Origin of the sequence: Pseudomonas sp. CDFA 610, assembly GCF_021147865.1 — a bacterium.
Classification (GTDB): Bacteria; Pseudomonadota; Gammaproteobacteria; order Pseudomonadales; family Pseudomonadaceae; genus Aquipseudomonas; species Aquipseudomonas alliivorans.
The window spans coordinates 101,626-119,789 of record NZ_JAGTPM010000006.1; the positions used below are offsets into that span (position 1 = coordinate 101,626).

An 18,164-nucleotide genomic window follows, 5' to 3' on the forward strand; every position below is an offset into this window, starting at 1 on the left:
GAGGCCCGCACGGTTAACGGATGTAGCAGGTGACTTCAGACGGTTTGAGCATGTTGACAATAACCCGGGTGGTGACCGAGTTGGCCGGGCTCTGGTTACTGCCTTCTACGGGGTTGACCGTATAGCTGGCCTCCGCAAAGCCGGTGCAAATTATTCGGGTATTAATGAAAGGGACTTTGAAGCGATAACCGTCCACGCTGTCGATTTCGTCCAGTTTCCGAGTCGCGATATACGTTGCGCTGTCGATCGGGTTGTTGGATGTATCAAAGCCCTTGAACGTGAACGTGATGCGTTGCCCTTCTGCGATGTTCACATAAGGTTCGATAGTTACAAATGCTCCATCGGGATTTTCATTGGGGCCCAAAACACCATTTGACGTAAGATTGAACTTGGGGCCTTCAAGACCGTCAGGACCACCCGGCTGGTCCTCTTTGGATCTGACAGTTACCGATTGTGCTGGAGATTTGACTGGGTTGGGATTGCCAGCTCGCGTCACCGTAAAATATACCGGAATTGCCGGGCCTGTTCCTTGATTCCTTATGATGTCGCCATCGATGGGAATGATAAGGTCTCTGGCGTTGGATACGTCGCCCGCCTTTATTTGATACCACTGCAGCTTGACTTGCTCACCCCAATGAAGGTTCAAGTCGTCACTGATCGTCAGGCCCGTGTTCCATTTTACGACAGCTCGACCATTCAGTTCATAGTCATCCTCGTCGATAAAGTTATCGTCCTTATTGGGATTTGCCACGCTAGTGCCCTGAATAACCAGGCTGTCCAATGGTTCAGGGAAAGGCAAGGCAGCGAAAACGTCGATATCCGTATACAAGGACAGACCCGCGATCTCTTCTTTTCGTGACACTTCGTAATGAACGCTTACCCTGCCTTGCGGTTGATTCATGATTGCTTCATAAGGCACCCGGATTGTTGCGACGATGTCTTCATTCTCGTCGCCGCCGGGCAGGATAACCGGCAACAGAGGATTATCGTCGCCCCAGAAGAGCTGGATATGATCAAGTGCCGCTGCGCCAGGGTAGTGGGGGATATCAACCAGAACGCCTGTTTTTGCTTCGACGTAATCGATCAGGTCTCCAACTGACGGGTCAATAACGGGAGCAGGGAAGTTTGAAGGCGTGTCCTGAAGCCTTAATACGACAGGCACCGAATTTGAGAAAATCGACGCGTTCCCTGCCCGATCAAAAACCTGATAACTGACCAACTGTTCCTGATCGCCTGCACTCTCCAGAAATTCGCGCGTGAAGGTAATGACGACTTTGTTCAGCCCCATGTCGTCTTCGCTAACCACAGCGTTCGGGCCTTCAATGCCACCCCACCATGTTTGAATAAGGTCGTGCTTCCGCATGCCGGTATAACCAGCGATTTGCACGTCAAGCTTGCCACCCAAATGATCAAGCTCTGCCGCAGTCAGTCCATTCTGGACTTCGGGCGGAAACTGGATGGCTGCCAGTTCAGGCGCGCCGGGTGGGGTCTTGTCTATTTGTATTCTGAAGACATCCGAATATTCCTTCACCTCGTTCGTAGGGTTGAAAGCTTTATACTGAACCGTGTGAAACCCTTCGGTCATGAGGTCTGTAGGAATTTCGAGCGTCAGGATGTCGCCTGGCGTATGAGTTTCCAGAATCTCTTCAGTAGGCCCGATATCCTCACTGTCGAAATGAAGTTGATAGCCGTAGCCCTTTACTGCACCTGGCCAGACCTTGAGGGTCACAGTCAGCGGAGCATCCAGCGCGCTGATGGGAATGAGGCCTGGCGTGTCCTGATCATGAAAGGCTACTTCGATGTCGGGTGCAACCAGTTCCAATGGTTGTCCCTTGGCGTATTTTTTCAGGACATGGATGGGGGCTGGCACGGTACTCTTTAATACTGTTTTCATAAATGAATTTCCAGTGGTTTTTTATGATGTTTCTGAACTTTTCCAAGTGATTGTGCGAGAGACGTCCATTGGCAGTTTTGTTTGCCAGTTGTCTAAGTCACGATTTGACGTAATACGTTTTTTAATTTTGTGTCAATGGATGGTTTTGGTTTTTTTTTCTGGTTATGAAGTTTTTCTTGTTTATGCGTTGAAATAATTTGGTTGTGGGATTTTATTTATATTAATTTCGGAAGTGTCCTACATTCATTGCGGACGCTGATGCCTGCAGAAAAAGCTTCACCACGCTAATTTTCCTGGCTTCGACAATTGAGGAGATGGCGGTGAATTATTCGGCAAAAATATGCGGAAAAAAAAGATACCTTGTTTCACGTTGCGTGATTGTTTTGATCGGCGCTTCGTTGGCAAGCAAGGTTTTGGCAAATACTCAACCCAGCGGGCTGAAGCAGCCTTTACGCTTGCCTGACGGGCAGACGATTATGGCGGTACCCGTTAACGGTGAGACATTGACGGTGGACTCAACTACTACGATCCCCGAATACTATAATGTAAACAGCTCAGGTCAACTCAATATCATCGACAACGCCAGGATAATAGGAGCCACATTCAGTGACTCTAGGCTGTTTATGGATTCGGGTTATGTAGAGAAAGGTATACTGTTGGATGGCAGTTTTGCAGATATCAACGGCGCTACGGTAAAGGGGGTTTCTCAAACAGCTATTCGTGTCGGCAGTTCTGGTATTCCCTCTTCGGGTTCCACATTGAAAGTCCGTTCCAGCACCGTGACTGGAGCAGGCGTCGGAATAAGCGCTGGAGTCTTTAGTGATATCGATCTCAGAGCGACTAAAGTATATGGTCATGCTTGGAGCCCATTGGGCAGCCCGGGTTACGGTGTCAACGCTTCTGGCTCGAATATGGTCATCGCTGAAGGTAGCTATATTTCGGGTGATGAGAGTGGTATCAGGATTATAGATCCGGCGTCTGGTCGACTGATTGAAAAGGAATCTGTCATAACTATCGATAACTCGATCATTGAAGGTATAGGTGGTGCATCCATAAGGGTATATCATCGTGACTTGCTCGATGTTCGCGCAGATATTACGGTACAGAACGGATCCGAGTTGCTTTCCGGTAATGGCAATCTGCTTGAGGTTGCTGAAAGCAGCATCGTCGATTTCAAGGTGGATAACAGTACGCTTGGAGGAAATCTGGTTTCTGATGACACCAGCACCTTGAACATCACCCTGCAAAACCATGCCAGCTTCACTGGCGAGATCATCAACGGCAACACCTTGGCCGTGAAGTCCGGTGGCAACTGGCAGATGGTGGGGGATAACGCTATGAGGTCGCTGTCCATGGACGGCGGTAGCGTGAGTTTTGCAGAAGAGGGATTTCATACCTTGTCGCTGAATGAGCTGTCGGGGCAGGGCAGTTTCGGGATGCGGGTGGATCTGGACAACGGCGCTGGCGACCTGATTGATGTCAACGGTCAGGCGAGCGGGCAGTTTGGGTTGCGGGTGCGTAATACCGGATTGGAAGTCGTTTCTTCCGACATGGAGCCCCTGAAAGTGGTCCACACCGAAGGCGGCGACGCGCAGTTCAGTCTGCTCGGCGGCCGAGTGGACCTGGGGGCTTTTTCCTATCAGTTGAAGCAGCAAGGCAACGACTGGTTCATCGTGGGCGAGGACAAGGTGATCAGTCCGTCCACTCAAAGTGCATTGGCGCTGTTCAACGCTGCGCCAACGGTGTGGATGAGTGAGCTTTCGACGTTGCGTACGCGCATGGGAGAAATTCGCGGGACGGGCCAGGGCGGTAGCTGGATGCGCGCCTATGGCAGTCGCCTCAACGCCACGACCGGTGACGGCGTGGACTATCGCCAACAGATCAGCGGACTTTCGCTGGGTGCGGATGCGCCGGTCGAGGTCAGCAACGGTCAGTTGCTGTTCGGTGTGCTGGGCGGTTACAGCAAGTCGGACCTTGATTTGAGCCATGGCACTTCGGGCAAGATCGACAGCTACTATGCGGGCGCTTACGGCACCTGGCTGGCGGACGATGGCTACTACCTGGATGGCGTCCTCAAGCTCAACCGCTTCCGCAACAAGGCCAAGGTGGCGATGAGCGATGCCAGCCAGGCCAAGGGTGACTACAGCAACACCGCAGTGGGCGGTTGGGTAGAGTTTGGTCGTCACATCAAGCTGGCGGACGACTACTTTCTGGAACCCTTCGCTCAGTTGTCCAGTGTTGTTGTTGAAGGGAAGGACTACCGTATGGACAACGGTCTGAAGGCGAAGAACGACCGCACGCACTCGCTGTTGGGCAAGGTCGGCACCTCCGCGGGTCGTTCCATCGCGCTCAAGGACGGCGGTGTTCTGCAGCCTTACGTGCGCGTTGCATTGGCGCAAGAGTTCTCGCGCAGCAACGATGTGAGTGTCAATGACGCGAAGTTCGACAACAGCCTGTTCGGCTCGCGGGCAGAACTGGGTGCCGGTGTGTCGGTTTCGCTGTCCGAGCGCCTGCAGGTGCATGCGGACTTTGATTACATGAAAGGCAGGCATGTCGAACAACCCTGGGGAGCCAATGTGGGTGTGCGCCTGGCGTTTTAACGCTTAGGGCGCAGCAGGTTTCATCCCATCCAAGGCCCCCGGTGATTGCTCACCGGGGGCTTTTCAGTCAGTTATCGGGGAAACGGCGGCTGATCCAGCGCTTTCGTTGTCGTTGTTTGGGCGTCAGCGGAGGCGAGTAGTTGACGGTCACCTTCAGAGCAGGTGAGGTGCCGATCAGTTGGTTCTCCCGATGGATTTCATAATAAAGATCGACGAGCCCGTACTGCGGCTCGGCCATGAAGTGGTAGGACAGGCACAGCGCTCGCACGATGCTGTTTGCTCCGACACGGTGATAGACCTGTGTCGAAGATATATTCCTGCCCCAGTAAAAGAAGATGACATCGCCTTCGCATAGTTTTACGGATCCGGGGATGTGAATAACGATGCCCGCAAATACCTGTTCCTGAGTGATGGCGTCAGGGTTGACATGTGGCAGTTGAGGCGGTTTCAACGTGTCTGAAATATCAGAAGGTGGAATGACTGCAATCAACGGCGTGTTTTCTGCATAGGCAGCAGCGGGTTCTTTGACTGAGTCGGCTGCGTCTTCCTTTTGTTGTTCTTCCGGTGTTGTTGTTTTCGAATCATCTTCGCTCATCGCGTTCCCTTGCCTGATATCGATAGTTGTTATGAGAGTGTTGTGTTTGCAACGGCGGTTTGTCGTTGCGGCAAATATTACAAGGCAATCTGCAGTCAATATCAAGTCACTCGCCATTGGCGAAGTGTGCAACAGGTATCTGATTATGATGTTACAGTTTGTGTCCGTTTAAAATGTTTATTTTTGGCTCCTTGGCCTGTATTTAAAGGGCTAAACCTGAGTTCGGATCTTTCTATGTCATCAACTTTTCATACGTAGAGTAGGACGCTTACTACAGTCACTTCCGAAAATAAGTAAAGCGTCCTGCAATCATCCTTATCCCACTTCTGTGTAGGATGTTTCGTGCGACATTATCAACGGAATCGTTCACGCGTCCGCGTGGGTGGCGATGTTTTATGTATTCAAATGAATGTATTTTGGGGATTAACGCTGCATCGAGAGCTCGACGAGTTGCGCCATGATCGAAACATTGCCCGCCCGATCAGTAATCTGGTAGCTGAACGTGATGTGCTCGCTGTCCAGATTCTTCAGAAATTCACGCTCAAAACCGATTTGCACAGGCCGGTCGGTCAGGTCTTGCGGCGTGACCACGTGAACCGGTCCTTCGAGGCCGTTGCACAGGGTCTGGATACGGTCACCGGGCTGCATGTCAGCGTAGCCGGGGATCGCGCCTTTCAGGACGTCGCCGAAGTTGATCTGCGGGAAGATGATCGGGGCGAGGAGGGTTGCGCCGGGGGCGGTGCGGTCGATTCGGATGGTCGTCTTGAGCGAGTCCTGCGCCACCAGGCTTGGAAAACCAGTCCACCTGTAATGGACCGTATAGGATCCGTCGGTCGCCAAGTGACGTGGATGTATATTCATGATGAAGGACAGTTCGCTTGGCGGGTTTGGGTCAGAAATGATCTGCTCAAACACTGTTTCAGCACCGTTGATTTTCAATTCAATAAGATCGCCCTGTTGAATCATACCTTTAACGGTAAACAGAACCTCAATGTTCGCTGCCAGATCCGCCGCCTTTATAAGGCCGTCGTCGTCAGCTGCGGGAATGACAGGAGCTGACAAGTCAATGTTGTTGAAGATTTTCATGGGCTTTCTTCATTTAGTTAGCAAGGTGCGTCTGCACGCTTGTTTTTGAGTTCTGCTTGAGCAACGCGCTATATCGCTAAAGGATAAAAGTGATATTGCTTGAGCTTTAACTAATAGGATGTGAATGTCTTTGTCAAATCCATGCTGGCAGTTTTGTACTCATATTAATGCTTAAGGAAAAATCTTACGCAATGCTCAGACCCTGTTGTAGGAGTGGCTATTTTTATAAATGAATTTGTTTGGCTGGATGACATAAAAAAGCCCCGACAAACACAAGTCTGTCGAGGCTCTTCCAAACATTATCCCCTTACCGATTAAACCGCTCCACCAGCGAATATTGCGAATTGGCCGTGTCCGTCAATTCCGCACTCAATACCGCAGAGCGATGCGCTTCATCGGAAGTCTTGTCGGCCAATCCTGCAATGGTCGAGATATTGCGGTTTATCTCTTCAGCCACCGAGCTTTGTTCTTCGGTGGCCGTGGCGATCTGGGTGGTCATGTCGGTAATGTTGGCCACCGCTTCGCTGATGCCTACCAGCGCCTGATCGGCTTCCAGTACGCGGGCTACGCCTTCTTCGGCCTGGCGATGCCCGATGTTCATGGTCTGCACGGCGTCGTTCGCGGTCTGTTGCAGTTTGGCGATCAGGCCATGGATCTGTCCGGTGGATTCGGCTGTGCGTTGCGCCAGTTGGCGGACTTCGTCGGCGACCACGGCAAACCCACGGCCCATTTCTCCGGCGCGGGCGGCTTCGATGGCCGCGTTGAGGGCCAGCAGGTTGGTTTGATCGGCGATGCCTTTGATCACATCAACCACGCCGCCGATTTCATCGCTGTCCTTGGCCAGTTGCGTCACGGTCAGGCCGGTTTCGCCGACCGAAGTCGACAGGCGCTGAATGGCTTCGCGGGTCTCGCCAGCGATGTCGCGGCCGCGACGGGTCAGTTCGTTGGCCTGTTGCGTGGCCTCGGCAGCGCGATTGACATGGCTGGCGACTTCTTGCGTGGTAGCCGCCATCTGATTGATCGCAGCGGCAACCTGTTCGGTTTCCACGCGCTGACGCTCCAGCCCGGTCGAGCTGGCGTTGGCCAGCGAGTTGGATTGGCGTGCCTGCTGGTTAAGGTGTTCAGCGGTGTCCTGCAGGCGCGTCAGGCAGGTTTTCATGCGCGCCTCCTGACTGAGGATCGACATTTCCAGACGCGCCTGCGGGCCGCGACTGTCGGTGTACATCTGCGCAATCAGCGGGTCGGACGTGGTCTGTTCGGCCAGGCGCAGCAGGCGCTTGGTGCCGCGTTGTTGCCACGACAGGCCCATCAGGCCCAGCGGCACCGAGAGCGCGGCGGCCAGGGCAAAGCCCCATGACGAGTTCAGCCATACGCCGATCAGGAAACCGAGTTGGCTGACGAGAATGAACGGCAACCAGTCCTGCAGCACCGGCAGCCACTTATCACGGCCAGGCACTGCGCTCTTGCCTTGGTTCAGGCGTGCATAAAGCCCTTCGGCACGACGGATCTGCTCGGCGGTCGGCTTGATGCGCACCGATTCGAAACCCACGACCTGGCGGTTTTCCAGCATCGGCGTCACATAGGCATTGACCCAGTAATGATCGCCATTCTTGCAGCGGTTCTTGACGATGCCCATCCAGGGCTGACCGGACTTGAGCGTCGTCCACATGTGCTCGAAAACGGCAGGCGGCACGTCCGGGTGGCGCACCGTGTTGTGAGGCGCGCCGACGAGTTCTTCATGGCTGTACCCGCTGATGTCCACGAAGGCGTCGTTGCAGTACGTAATCGTGCCGCGGGTATCGGTGGTGGAAATCAAGCGTTGTTCGGCAGGAAAAGTCCGCTCACGTTGAGTGATGGGCTGGTTATCGCGCATTGGATTTCGGTCCTTCGATCAATAAGACTTTTGCGTGTTATCGGCCGGTGACCCCGAAAATTGAATAGTCTCGACAGCGTCTGATTGATTGAGCCGCTATCGGTCCAGCATGGGGTAGGTAAACAACCCGAAATGCACCAGATTCAGCCCGAAGTGGCTGATGACCGCAGCCGAAAAACCACCGAAGCGCAAGGCCACGCCGTAACCGATACCTGCCATACCTGCGAGCAGAACCCACTCCCATCCAGCACCCAAATGGCAAAGCCCGAAAAGGCAGGCCGTGATGGCAATCGCCAGAGGGGTCGCGAACCTTGCGGAACCGAACCATCGTTGCAGACCGCCTTGAAGATAGGCGCGGAAGAACAGTTCTTCGGTCAGGGTCACCAGGAGCAGGTTATTCACCCACCAGATCGTGCTCTGCGCAGGCCACTTTGGTGTCCAGCCCGTGATGCCCATCAGAACGGCTGCCGTCATGCAGAAGGCCGACGTGACCACGAGAGCGAGAACGCCGACTTTAAGTGAATGGGCAATGCCTGTGCTGACCAGAATCCAGGGGCAGGCCAGCAGCAGCCAGAAGCCGATCAGAGGCTTGTCCAGGTTCAGGTCCATCGTGAAAGGCGCTGCGTCGGGCGTAAACCGTATGGCATCGATGACGATCGCGTTGTTGAAACCAGGCATCAGACTTACAGCCAGCGCCAGGCCCGTCAGGATGAACGCCCCATGACCCATCACGCGAACGTAGCGAGGACGAGCGCGCTGGACGCACACGCCAGCGATGATCAGCAAGCTGAAGGCCGGTGCCGCCGTAAGGGTGACACTGCCATATGAAAGCGCCAGGCCGTAGCCGATGCTCAGAAGACTTAAAACCAGCCAGTGCCGTGGGGCCATGGAAAGAACCCTGAGGAGTGGAATCGGGGGGATTCTACTGCGTTCTCAAGGTAAGGGAGTGCCTATGACAAAGTCCGCAGGCACCTGGGAAGTCCCAGGTGCCTGCGCGGTGATCAGGACGCGATCAACTGCCGCAGCACGTAATGCAGGATGCCGCCGGATTTGAAGTACTCGACTTCATTAAGCGTGTCGATACGGCATAGCACGTCGACCGTCTCTTGACTGCCATCCTCGCGGGTGATGTGCAATTGCAGGCCCATGCCCGGACGAATGTCGGCATCGGTCAGTCCTGTGATGCTCAGCATTTCCTTTCCGCTCAGGTTCAGGCTCTTGCGGGTCTGCCCGTTCTTGAACTGCAGCGGCAGCACGCCCATACCGACGAGGTTTGAACGGTGAATACGCTCGAAGCTCTCCGCAATCACTGCTTTTACGCCCAGCAGGTTGGTCCCTTTGGCTGCCCAGTCGCGGCTCGAGCCGGTGCCGTATTCCTGCCCGGCAATGATCACCAACGGCGTGCTGTCCTGCTGATAACGCATGGCCGCATCGTAGATCGCCAGCTTCTCGCCGGAAGGAACGTGCACCGTATTGCCGCCTTCTTCGCCGCCAAGCATTTCGTTGCGGATACGGATATTGGCGAAGGTGCCGCGCATCATCACTTCATGGTTGCCGCGTCGCGAGCCATAGGAGTTGAAGTCCTGATAGTCCACGCCTTTCTCCTTCAGGTAGCGACCGGCCGGGCTGTCGGCCTTGATGTTACCGGCGGGGGAAATGTGGTCGGTGGTCACCGAGTCGCCCAGCAGCGCCAGAACGCGGGCATTCTCGACATCCTTGATAACGGGCAGAGGTCCGCCGATGTCTTCGAAGAATGGCGGATGCTGGATGTAGGTCGAATCGTCCTGCCACACATAGGTAGCTGCTTGCGGCACTTCAATGGACTGCCATTGCTCGTCACCGGCAAACACTTCGGCGTATTCCTTATGGAACATGCTGGTGTTGACGCTTTCCACGGCTTCAGCGATCTCTTTCTGGGTCGGCCAGATGTCACGCAGATAAACCGGCTGACCATCCGAGCCTTCGCCCAGCGGCTCGCTGCTGATATCGATGCGCACCGAACCTGCCAGCGCGTAGGCCACAACCAGCGGCGGGGAGGCGAGCCAGTTGGTCTTTACCAATGGATGAACACGCCCTTCAAAGTTGCGGTTGCCCGACAGCACTGACGCCACAGTGAGGTCGGACTGTTGAATGGCTTTTTCAATCGGCTCCAACAGGGGGCCTGAGTTACCGATGCAGGTCGTGCAGCCGTAGCCCACCAGATCGAAACCCAAGGCATCCAGGTACTCGGTCAGACCAGCAGCCTTGTAATAGTCAGTGACAACTTTTGAGCCTGGGGCCAGCGAGCTTTTCACCCACGGCTTGCGCTGCAGGCCTTTTTCAACGGCCTTCTTCGCAACCAGCCCGGCCGCCATCATCACGCTCGGGTTGGAGGTGTTGGTGCATGACGTGATGGCGGCGATAACCACTGCGCCATCCTTCAGGCGATGGGTTTCACCATTGTGCTCGTAAGAAATTTCGCCGCTGACCTGCGCTTCGTTGCCCACGGCAACGCCGCCTCCGCCTTCGCTTTCGAGTCGACCTTCCTCGACCTTGGCGGGTTTGACCTGCAAACCGAGGAAATCACTGAATGCCTGAGCGACATGGGGCAGCGCAACCCGGTCTTGCGGGCGCTTTGGCCCCGCCAGGCTGGCTTCTACGGTACTCATGTCCAGCTCCAGGCTGTCGGTGAATACCGGCTCCTGACCTGGCAGACGCCACAGGCCTTGGGCCTTGCTATAGGCCTCTACCAGTTTCACGGTGTCATCCGGACGACCGGACAGGCGCAGATAATCCAGCGTCACGTCATCGACCGGAAAGAAGCCGCAAGTGGCGCCATATTCGGGTGCCATGTTGGCGATGGTGGCGCGGTCGGCCAAGGGCAGATCGGCCAAGCCGTCGCCAAAGAACTCGACGAACTTACCCACCACGCCTTTCTTGCGCAGCATCTGGGTCACAGTCAGCACCAGGTCGGTGGCTGTGATGCCTTCTTTCAGTTTGCCGGTCAGCTTGAAGCCGATTACTTCAGGGATCAGCATCGACACCGGCTGGCCGAGCATGGCAGCCTCGGCTTCGATCCCGCCCACGCCCCAGCCCAGCACGCCCAGACCGTTGATCATGGTGGTGTGCGAGTCGGTGCCGACCAGGGTGTCCGGGAACGCATAAGTGCGACCGTCTTCCTCTTTGGTCCAGACCGTACGGCCCAGGTATTCCAGATTCACCTGGTGGCAGATCCCTGTACCCGGCGGCACCACGCTGAAGTTGTCGAAAGCGCTCTGGCCCCAGCGCAGGAACGCGTAACGCTCCCCGTTGCGCTGCATCTCGATATCGACGTTCTGCTCGAAGGCCTGCGAATCGCCGAACTTGTCGACCATTACCGAGTGGTCGATCACCAGGTCCACCGGCGACAACGGGTTGATACGCTGCGGATCGCCGCCGGCCTTGGCCACGGCGGCGCGCATGGCGGCCAGATCGACCACCGCAGGTACGCCCGTGAAGTCCTGCATCAGAACGCGGGCTGGCCGATATTGAATCTCACGGTCCGAACGCCGGTCTTTCAACCAGTTGGCGATGGCCTTGAGGTCATCGCCGGTGACCGTCTTGTCGTCTTCCCAGCGCAGCAGGTTTTCCAGCAGCACCTTGAGGGACATCGGCAGCCTGTCCAGATCGCCCAACGAGCGGGCAGCGTCCGGCAGGCTGAAGTAGTGGTAGGTCTTGTTATCGATGTCGAGCGTTTTCAGGCTTTTCAGGCTATCGAGGGAGGGCATGAACGGCTCCTTGTAGAATAATCTGTGAGCAACGAATCGCGGGTCCGGATGTATCAGGTCGTGGACGCCGCGTGTGGCTTCAAGCTTAGTGGACTGCCGGGCCGCGCCAGTGGTTCCTGATTCCGTTATCATGCGCGGCTTTCAAGTCCGCCGGGTTACGCCCGCGTGTCGTTGTCCCAGGAGTCACCATGAATACGCTGTTTATGCATTGCCGGCCCGGTTTCGAAAGCGAGGTTTGCTCGGAGATCGCCGACCATGCTGCGCGCCTGGAAGTGGCCGGTTACGCCAAGGCGCGCCCCAACACCGCCTGTGCGGAGTTCATCTGCAGCGAGCCTGATGGTGCCGAACGGCTGATGAATGGCCAGCGCTTCGATCAGCTGATTTTTCCTCGGCAGTGGGCACGCGGCGTCTTTCTGGATTTGCCGGAAACCGACCGTATCAGCGTGATCCTCGGTCAGATGGCCGATTTCCCGGTCTGCGGCAGCCTGTGGCTGGAGGTCGTGGACACCAACGACGGCAAGGAGCTGTCGAATTTCTGCAAGAAGTTCGAAGCGCCGCTGCGCAAGGCTCTGTCCCAGGCCGGCAAGCTGATCGACGATCCGCACAAGCCGCGTCTGCTGTTGACCTTCAAGAGTGGTCGCGAGGTGTTTCTGGGGCTGGCCGACGCGGGCAATTCGGCAATGTGGCCGATGGGCATTCCGCGCTTGAAGTTTCCTCGCGAGGCGCCCAGCCGCTCGACCTTGAAGCTGGAAGAAGCCTGGCATCACTTCATTCCCCGAGATCAGTGGGACGAGCGTTTGTCCGGCGACATGACGGGTGTGGATCTGGGCGCTGCGCCCGGCGGCTGGACGTATCAACTGGTGCGCCGCGGCATGCTGGTGACCGCCATCGACAACGGGCCGATGGCGGAGAGCCTGATGGACACCGGGCTTGTGCAACACCTGATGGCCGACGGCTTCACCTACAAGCCACGCCAGCCGGTTGACTGGATGGTGTGCGATATCGTTGAAAAGCCTGCCCGTAATGCTGCACTCCTGGAAACCTGGCTGGGCGAAGGCCTGTGCCGCGAGGCCGTGGTCAACCTCAAGTTGCCGATGAAACAGCGCTACGCTGAAGTGCGCCGTTTGCTCGACCGGATCGAAGAAGGGTTCAAGGAGCGGGGCGTTCGTGTATCGATCGGCTGCAAACAGCTTTATCACGACCGTGAAGAAGTGACCTGCCATTTGCGCAGACTGGACGTCGCCAAGACAGCGCGTCCGCGCAAGGGCTGACGTGGTTGTGCGAATTAGGTAACAATGACCACCCGTTTCTGGAGCCCCCCATGCCTGAATCCCTCGAAAGCCTCACCGTTGACGCCGTGCTGGATGCCAGCGGACTGTTCTGCCCTGAGCCGGTCATGATGCTGCATCAGAAGGTGCGCGACCTGCCGGCTGGCGGGCTGCTCAAGGTGATTGCGACCGACCCGTCGACCACCCGTGACATCCCCAAGTTCTGTGTTTTCCTCGGTCATGAGCTGATCGAACAACAGGCCGGTGACGGGACCTTCCTGTACTGGATTCGCAAGAAGCTGGACTGATCAGCTGTCGCTGCCTCTCACCCTTGCTCGCACCGAGCAAGGGCCAATGCCCGACCTCAGAGAGACCTCCATGCGCATTGTCGCTGATGAAAACATTCCCCTGCTCGACGCCTTCTTTGCTCACTTTGGCGATATCCGTCGTCTGCCGGGCCGCTCCATTGACCGTGCCGCCGTTGCCGACGCCGATATCCTGCTGGTGCGTTCCGTGACGCCGGTGACCCGCGAGTTGCTGGAAGGCAGTGCGGTACGTTTCGTTGGAACCTGCACCATTGGCACCGATCATCTGGATCTGGCCTATTTTCTGGAAGCCGGAATCCAGTGGTCCAGTGCGCCGGGCTGCAATGCCCGAGGGGTGGTGGACTATGTGCTGGGCAGCCTGCTTACGCTGGCGGAAATCGAAGGTGTCGACCTCGCGCGGCGCACTTATGGCATCGTTGGCGCCGGGCAGGTGGGCGGGCGACTGGTCAACGTATTGAAAGGGCTCGGCTGGAACGTGCTGGTCTGCGACCCTCCGCGTCAGGCGGCTGAATCGAGTGATTTCGTCACGCTTGATGAGATTATCGAGCGCTGCGATGTGATCAGCCTGCATACGCCCCTCACCAGAAACGTCAATTTGCCGACCTGGCACCTGTTCGACGAATCGCGCCTGCGCCTGCTCAGGCAGGGTGCCTGGCTGATCAACGCCAGTCGTGGGGCCGTGGTCGATAACGTCGCACTGCACGACGTGCTTCTTGATCGCGAAGATCTGCAGGCCGTGCTCGACGTCTGGGAGGGCGAACCGCAGGTCAACGTGCCGCTGGCTGATCTGTGCGTTATCGCCACGCCACACATCGCCGGTTACAGTCTCGACGGCCGACAGCGCGGGACTGCGCAGATTTATCAGGCGCTGTGTGCCTTTCTCGGACAGCCCGCCTCCATTCTGCTTGAAGACTTGTTGCCCAGCCCCTGGCTTGCCCAAGTGACGCTGGATGAGAGAACCGACCCGGTCTGGGCCTTGAACATGCTGTGCCGGGGCGTTTACGACCCACGCCGGGATGATGCCGATTTCAGGCGCAGTCTGGTGGGTGATACCGCCAGTCAACGTCTGGCCTTCGACGCGCTGCGCAAGCACTATCCGCCGCGTCGGGAGATCGAAGGGCTCAGGGTCGGTCTGGTAGGCGGCTCGGAGACTCTGACGAAGCTTGTCAGCGCGCTTGGCGCAGTGGTCATCCCGGCAGCCAGTTGAGCGGTACCGCGTCCGTTGATGGATGACAGAAAGAAAAAACCCGACTGTCGAGTCGGGTTTCAAGGCATTCGGTGTTGCTCAGTTTTGTTCTTCAGGGGTGACCCAAAGCTTGTCACACGCCTGGCAGGCGGCCTGAACCATTTCCTCGGTGATCACAACTTCGCGCCCATCCTGGTCGAGAATCGCGCCGCCGACAGGCAGGTCAGGGGTTGCTCGAACGATGGTGACTTCGCTGTTGCTGCGTTCTTGCAGGCTCATGGTTTTTCTCCTCTCATCAGGGTTGCGCTTTGAAATTATCGACGCTTGATGACCGCCCGATGACACTGTTGGGTCGTTCAAGCGTGTCTGCAGTCCAGCAGAAATAGAATACATCTGCCAGCCGTTGCTTATATCAATCCCTTATAGAGATGTCGTAAAGCTGTCATACCACATGACCCTTCAGACGCTGATCTAGTTCAGAGAATTTCGCCGACATCCTTGAGCGTTTTCGTCGCCTGAGAGGTGTAGGCTGACGGATCAGTCAATCCAGACGTACAGACAGGTTGGTTTTTCATGATTTCAGTGGGTCCCCGTCGTCAGCGTCAGGCCATTCGTCTGGCTGTGGGCTTTATCGCACCTTATCGATGGCAGGCGCTGGGTGCCTTGCTTGCGCTGGTTGTCACGGCAGGCATCACGTTGTCCATGGGGCAAGGTATCAAGCTGATGGTCGATCAAGGATTCATGACCCGCTCGCCCGAATTGCTCGAACGCTCCATTGGCCTGTTCATGCTGCTGACGGTCGGTCTGGCCGTCGGTACGTTCACGCGTTTCTATCTGGTGTCATGGATTGGCGAGCGAGTCGTTGCAGACCTGCGCAAGAGCGTATTCGATCATCTGATCGAATTGCATCCCGGCTTTTACGAGAACAATCGCAGTTCCGAGATTCAGTCGCGACTGACGGCCGACACCACCTTGCTGCAATCGGTCATCGGCTCTTCATTGTCGATGTTTTTGCGCAATGCCTTGATGGTGGTGGGCGGCGTCATATTGCTGTTCGTGACCAACCCCAAGCTGACCAGCATCGTGGTGGTCGCATTGCCATTGATCATCGCGCCGATTCTGATGTTCGGCAGGCGCGTGCGCAGTTTGTCTCGCGAAAGCCAGGACCGGGTGGCCGATGTCGGCAGCTATGTGGCCGAAGCGCTGGGGCAGATCAAGACCGTCCAGGCCTACAACCACCAGCAACAGGACAAACAGCGCTTTTCAATGACGGCCGAACAGGCTTTCGACACCGCCCGCAAGCGGATCCTGCAGCGTTCCTGGCTGGTCACGGTGGTGATCGTGCTGGTGCTGGGCGCCGTCGCAGTGATGCTCTGGGTCGGCGGGATGGACGTGATCAGTGGCCGTATTTCCAGCGGCGAACTGGCAGCATTCGTGTTCTATGCGCTGGTGGTCGGCATGGCCATCGGTACCTTGAGTGAGGTGATCGGTGAGCTGCAGCGGGCAGCGGGTGCTGCCGAGCGGATCGGCGAACTGCTCCAGGCTCGTAGCGAGATAGCGGCGCCGACCATTGATCTGCAACGCCTGCCTGCACGCGTTACCGGGCGACTGGCGCTTGAAGACGTCTGCTTTGCCTACCCGTCACGTCCGGAACGCAATGCGATCGACCACCTGACCCTGGCTATCCAGGCGGGTGAGACCCTGGCTATCGTCGGGCCGTCAGGGGCGGGGAAATCAACGCTCTTTGACCTGTTGCTGCGCTTCTATGATCCTCAGCATGGACGTGTCCTGCTGGAGGGTGTGCCGGTTACCGAGGTCGATCCTCTGGACCTGCGCCGCTGTTTCGCGTTTGTCTCACAGTCGCCCGCACTGTTTTTCGGCAGCGTCGAAGACAATATCCGCTACGGCAATGCTGCAGCTACGTCCGAACAGGTCGAGGCCGCCGCACGCATCGCTCATGCCCATGAGTTCATCCTCGACATGGCTGACGGTTACCAGACTCACTTGGGGGATAGCGGGATGGGGCTGTCAGGCGGACAGCGTCAACGTCTGGCCATTGCCAGAGCGCTGCTGGTCGATGCGCCAATTCTGTTGCTGGATGAAGCGACCAGCGCACTGGACGCGCAAAGCGAACACCTCATCCAGCAGGCGTTGCCGAGCCTTATGAAAGGGCGTACGACGCTGGTGATCGCCCACAGGCTGGCCACTGTCCAGAATGCCGACCGTATCGCGGTGATGGACAAGGGGCGGCTGGTGGCAGTCGGTACACACAAACAACTGATCGCCAATAATCCGTTGTACGCGAGGCTGGCGGCGTTGCAGTTCAACGTCGGGATGGATGAAGCGGGGTAGGGAGAAGCCGTGGGAGGACAGGCCCTCCCACGTAAGTCCGTCAGCGATACTCGCACAGGTAGGCAGTGTCGACACTGACCTTGAGCTGGAATTTGCTGTTGGCGGGGACGTCGAACTGACTGCCGGTGGCAAAGGTTTCCCAGTCGGTGCTGTCAGGGAGCTTCACGCTCAGCTCGCCCGAAAGCACGTGCATGATTTCTTTTTGCGCCGTTCCGAACTCGTATTCGCCCGCAGCCATCACGCCGATGGTTGCCTGACCTTCAGCCTGGCTGAAAGCGATGGATTTGACGGTGCCGTCGAAGTACTCGTTAACCTTGAACATGGGCGATTCCTTATGAAAGGGTTAAAAAGGCTCGCCAGTATGCCCAATGGGCGAAATGCCGTCACTTTTAATACCAAGGGCTTAATACCAAGTGACTGACGGTAGTTCGCGGCGTCTTGCGGCAGACACCGGACCGTGGGAGGCAGCTTTCCGTCGATGCTGTCGACGCGGCATATCGGAAGAACCGCATAATCGTTCATCATCAGGGAGCACCGTTTTTCAGTTGGGCAGAATCAATGGCAGCAGCCTGGCCGTGTTGCGGGCGTCCACCAGCGCGCGATGCTGTTGCCCTGTGAATTGCATCCCGGCCAGTTGCAATGCACTGTTGAGCCCGACCGGGCGTTGCAACTGGCGAGCCTGGGCAAAGCGTTGTTTGAGATTGACGTAGGGCATGTCGGACAAGGCGCTGGTCATGTCGTGCTGACGCCATTGTTCCTCCAGTTGCTTGCGGTCGTAATCGCCCCAGCTCGCCCAACCCACCATCCGGGCACGGTGATGACTCAGCCAGCGCTCGAACAGCGGCCACACAATGGGGAATGTGGCTGCACCGTCGATATTGTTCTGGCTGATGTGCGTCAATTCACGGCAGAAATGAGTCAGCACAGGCCTGCGTATCGGGCGCACAAAGCGCTCGAAGTGATCCAGTTCCCGGCCGTCCTGATTGACCAGCGTCGCGCCTATTTCGATGACTTCCATTTCCATGACGGGCCAACCCCCTTCTTCAGTGGTTGCCTCAAGATCAATCACCAGCCAATGCGGCATTATCAATGCTCCCGTCAGTATGCGTCAGGTTGAGCGTAGCCATTTACGGACGGCTGTGCCCGGTGCTCTCGTCAGCCGGCAATCATGTGGACGCTTCTTGATGCGCACCTCACTCTTGCATCGACCCTGACAGCCGTTATTCGTGCGTTTTTCG

The 18,164-nt window shown here is 56.8% G+C and carries 14 protein-coding genes; 5 read left to right on the forward strand and 9 right to left on the reverse strand.

What is annotated here, in order from left to right; all coding sequences use genetic code 11:
- Positions 1–13 precede the first annotated feature (13 nt).
- The gene (locus KDX39_RS12685; RefSeq protein ID WP_231660599.1) at positions 14–1,894 is read right to left on the reverse strand and encodes a hypothetical protein; all 1,881 of its coding nucleotides are present in this window, start codon (positions 1,892–1,894) and stop codon (positions 14–16) included.
- A 314-nt stretch (positions 1,895–2,208) separates the two neighbouring features.
- Here KDX39_RS12685 and KDX39_RS12690 point away from each other — a divergent pair, with 314 nt between their 5' ends.
- The gene (locus KDX39_RS12690; protein ID WP_442964537.1) at positions 2,209–4,494 is read left to right on the forward strand and encodes an autotransporter family protein; all 2,286 of its coding nucleotides are present in this window, start codon (positions 2,209–2,211) and stop codon (positions 4,492–4,494) included.
- Positions 4,495–4,561: 67 nt separating this feature from the next.
- On the opposite strand, the gene KDX39_RS12695 is transcribed toward KDX39_RS12690, so the two are convergent.
- From KDX39_RS12695 to acnA, 5 genes are all read right to left on the reverse strand, one after another.
- On the reverse strand, positions 4,562–5,089 hold the full coding sequence (locus KDX39_RS12695; RefSeq protein WP_231660600.1) for a hypothetical protein: 528 nt from the start codon (positions 5,087–5,089) through the stop codon (positions 4,562–4,564).
- Positions 5,090–5,512: 423 nt separating this feature from the next.
- Complete coding sequence (locus KDX39_RS12700; RefSeq protein WP_231660601.1) at positions 5,513–6,175, reverse strand: hypothetical protein; 663 nt, start codon at positions 6,173–6,175, stop codon at positions 5,513–5,515.
- Between the two features lie 307 nt (positions 6,176–6,482).
- A complete protein-coding gene (locus KDX39_RS12705; protein WP_231660602.1) occupies positions 6,483–8,048 on the reverse strand; it encodes a methyl-accepting chemotaxis protein in 1,566 nt (521 codons plus the stop codon).
- Positions 8,049–8,144: 96 nt separating this feature from the next.
- On the reverse strand, positions 8,145–8,936 hold the full coding sequence (locus tag KDX39_RS12710; protein WP_231660603.1) for a CPBP family intramembrane glutamic endopeptidase: 792 nt from the start codon (positions 8,934–8,936) through the stop codon (positions 8,145–8,147).
- Positions 8,937–9,049: 113 nt separating this feature from the next.
- Positions 9,050–11,794, reverse strand: coding sequence for an aconitate hydratase AcnA (gene acnA / locus KDX39_RS12715; RefSeq protein ID WP_231660604.1), 2,745 nt, complete (start codon positions 11,792–11,794; stop codon positions 9,050–9,052).
- 188 nt (positions 11,795–11,982) lie between these two features.
- Between acnA and rlmM the strand changes: the two genes are divergently transcribed.
- The 3 genes from rlmM (at position 11,983) to pdxB (ending at position 14,595) form a co-directional block, all read left to right on the forward strand.
- Positions 11,983–13,065: a 23S rRNA (cytidine(2498)-2'-O)-methyltransferase RlmM gene (gene rlmM, locus KDX39_RS12720; protein ID WP_210042911.1), complete on the forward strand. Its 1,083-nt coding sequence runs from the start codon at positions 11,983–11,985 to the stop codon at positions 13,063–13,065.
- A gap of 50 nt (positions 13,066–13,115) precedes the next feature.
- Positions 13,116–13,370: a sulfurtransferase TusA gene (gene tusA / locus KDX39_RS12725; protein ID WP_231660605.1), complete on the forward strand. Its 255-nt coding sequence runs from the start codon at positions 13,116–13,118 to the stop codon at positions 13,368–13,370.
- 70 nt (positions 13,371–13,440) lie between these two features.
- On the forward strand, positions 13,441–14,595 hold the full coding sequence (pdxB, locus tag KDX39_RS12730; RefSeq protein ID WP_231660606.1) for a 4-phosphoerythronate dehydrogenase PdxB: 1,155 nt from the start codon (positions 13,441–13,443) through the stop codon (positions 14,593–14,595).
- Between the two features lie 78 nt (positions 14,596–14,673).
- Here pdxB and KDX39_RS12735 read toward each other — a convergent pair whose 3' ends face one another.
- Positions 14,674–14,853 (reverse strand): PA1571 family protein, encoded by a 180-nt coding sequence (locus KDX39_RS12735; RefSeq protein ID WP_029242830.1) that lies wholly within the window; start codon positions 14,851–14,853, stop codon positions 14,674–14,676.
- A gap of 294 nt (positions 14,854–15,147) precedes the next feature.
- Between KDX39_RS12735 and KDX39_RS12740 the strand changes: the two genes are divergently transcribed.
- Positions 15,148–16,926 carry an ABC transporter transmembrane domain-containing protein gene (locus KDX39_RS12740; RefSeq protein ID WP_231660607.1) on the forward strand — a complete coding sequence of 593 codons (1,779 nt, stop codon included), beginning with the start codon at positions 15,148–15,150 and terminating at the stop codon, positions 16,924–16,926.
- 40 nt (positions 16,927–16,966) lie between these two features.
- Here the strand turns inward: KDX39_RS12740 and ppnP are convergent, their stop codons facing one another.
- Complete coding sequence (gene ppnP, locus KDX39_RS12745) at positions 16,967–17,248, reverse strand: pyrimidine/purine nucleoside phosphorylase (RefSeq protein ID WP_099229001.1); 282 nt, start codon at positions 17,246–17,248, stop codon at positions 16,967–16,969.
- Between the two features lie 219 nt (positions 17,249–17,467).
- Positions 17,468–18,010, reverse strand: coding sequence for an exonuclease domain-containing protein (locus KDX39_RS12750; RefSeq protein WP_231660608.1), 543 nt, complete (start codon positions 18,008–18,010; stop codon positions 17,468–17,470).
- Between the last annotated feature and the right edge of the window lie 154 nt (positions 18,011–18,164).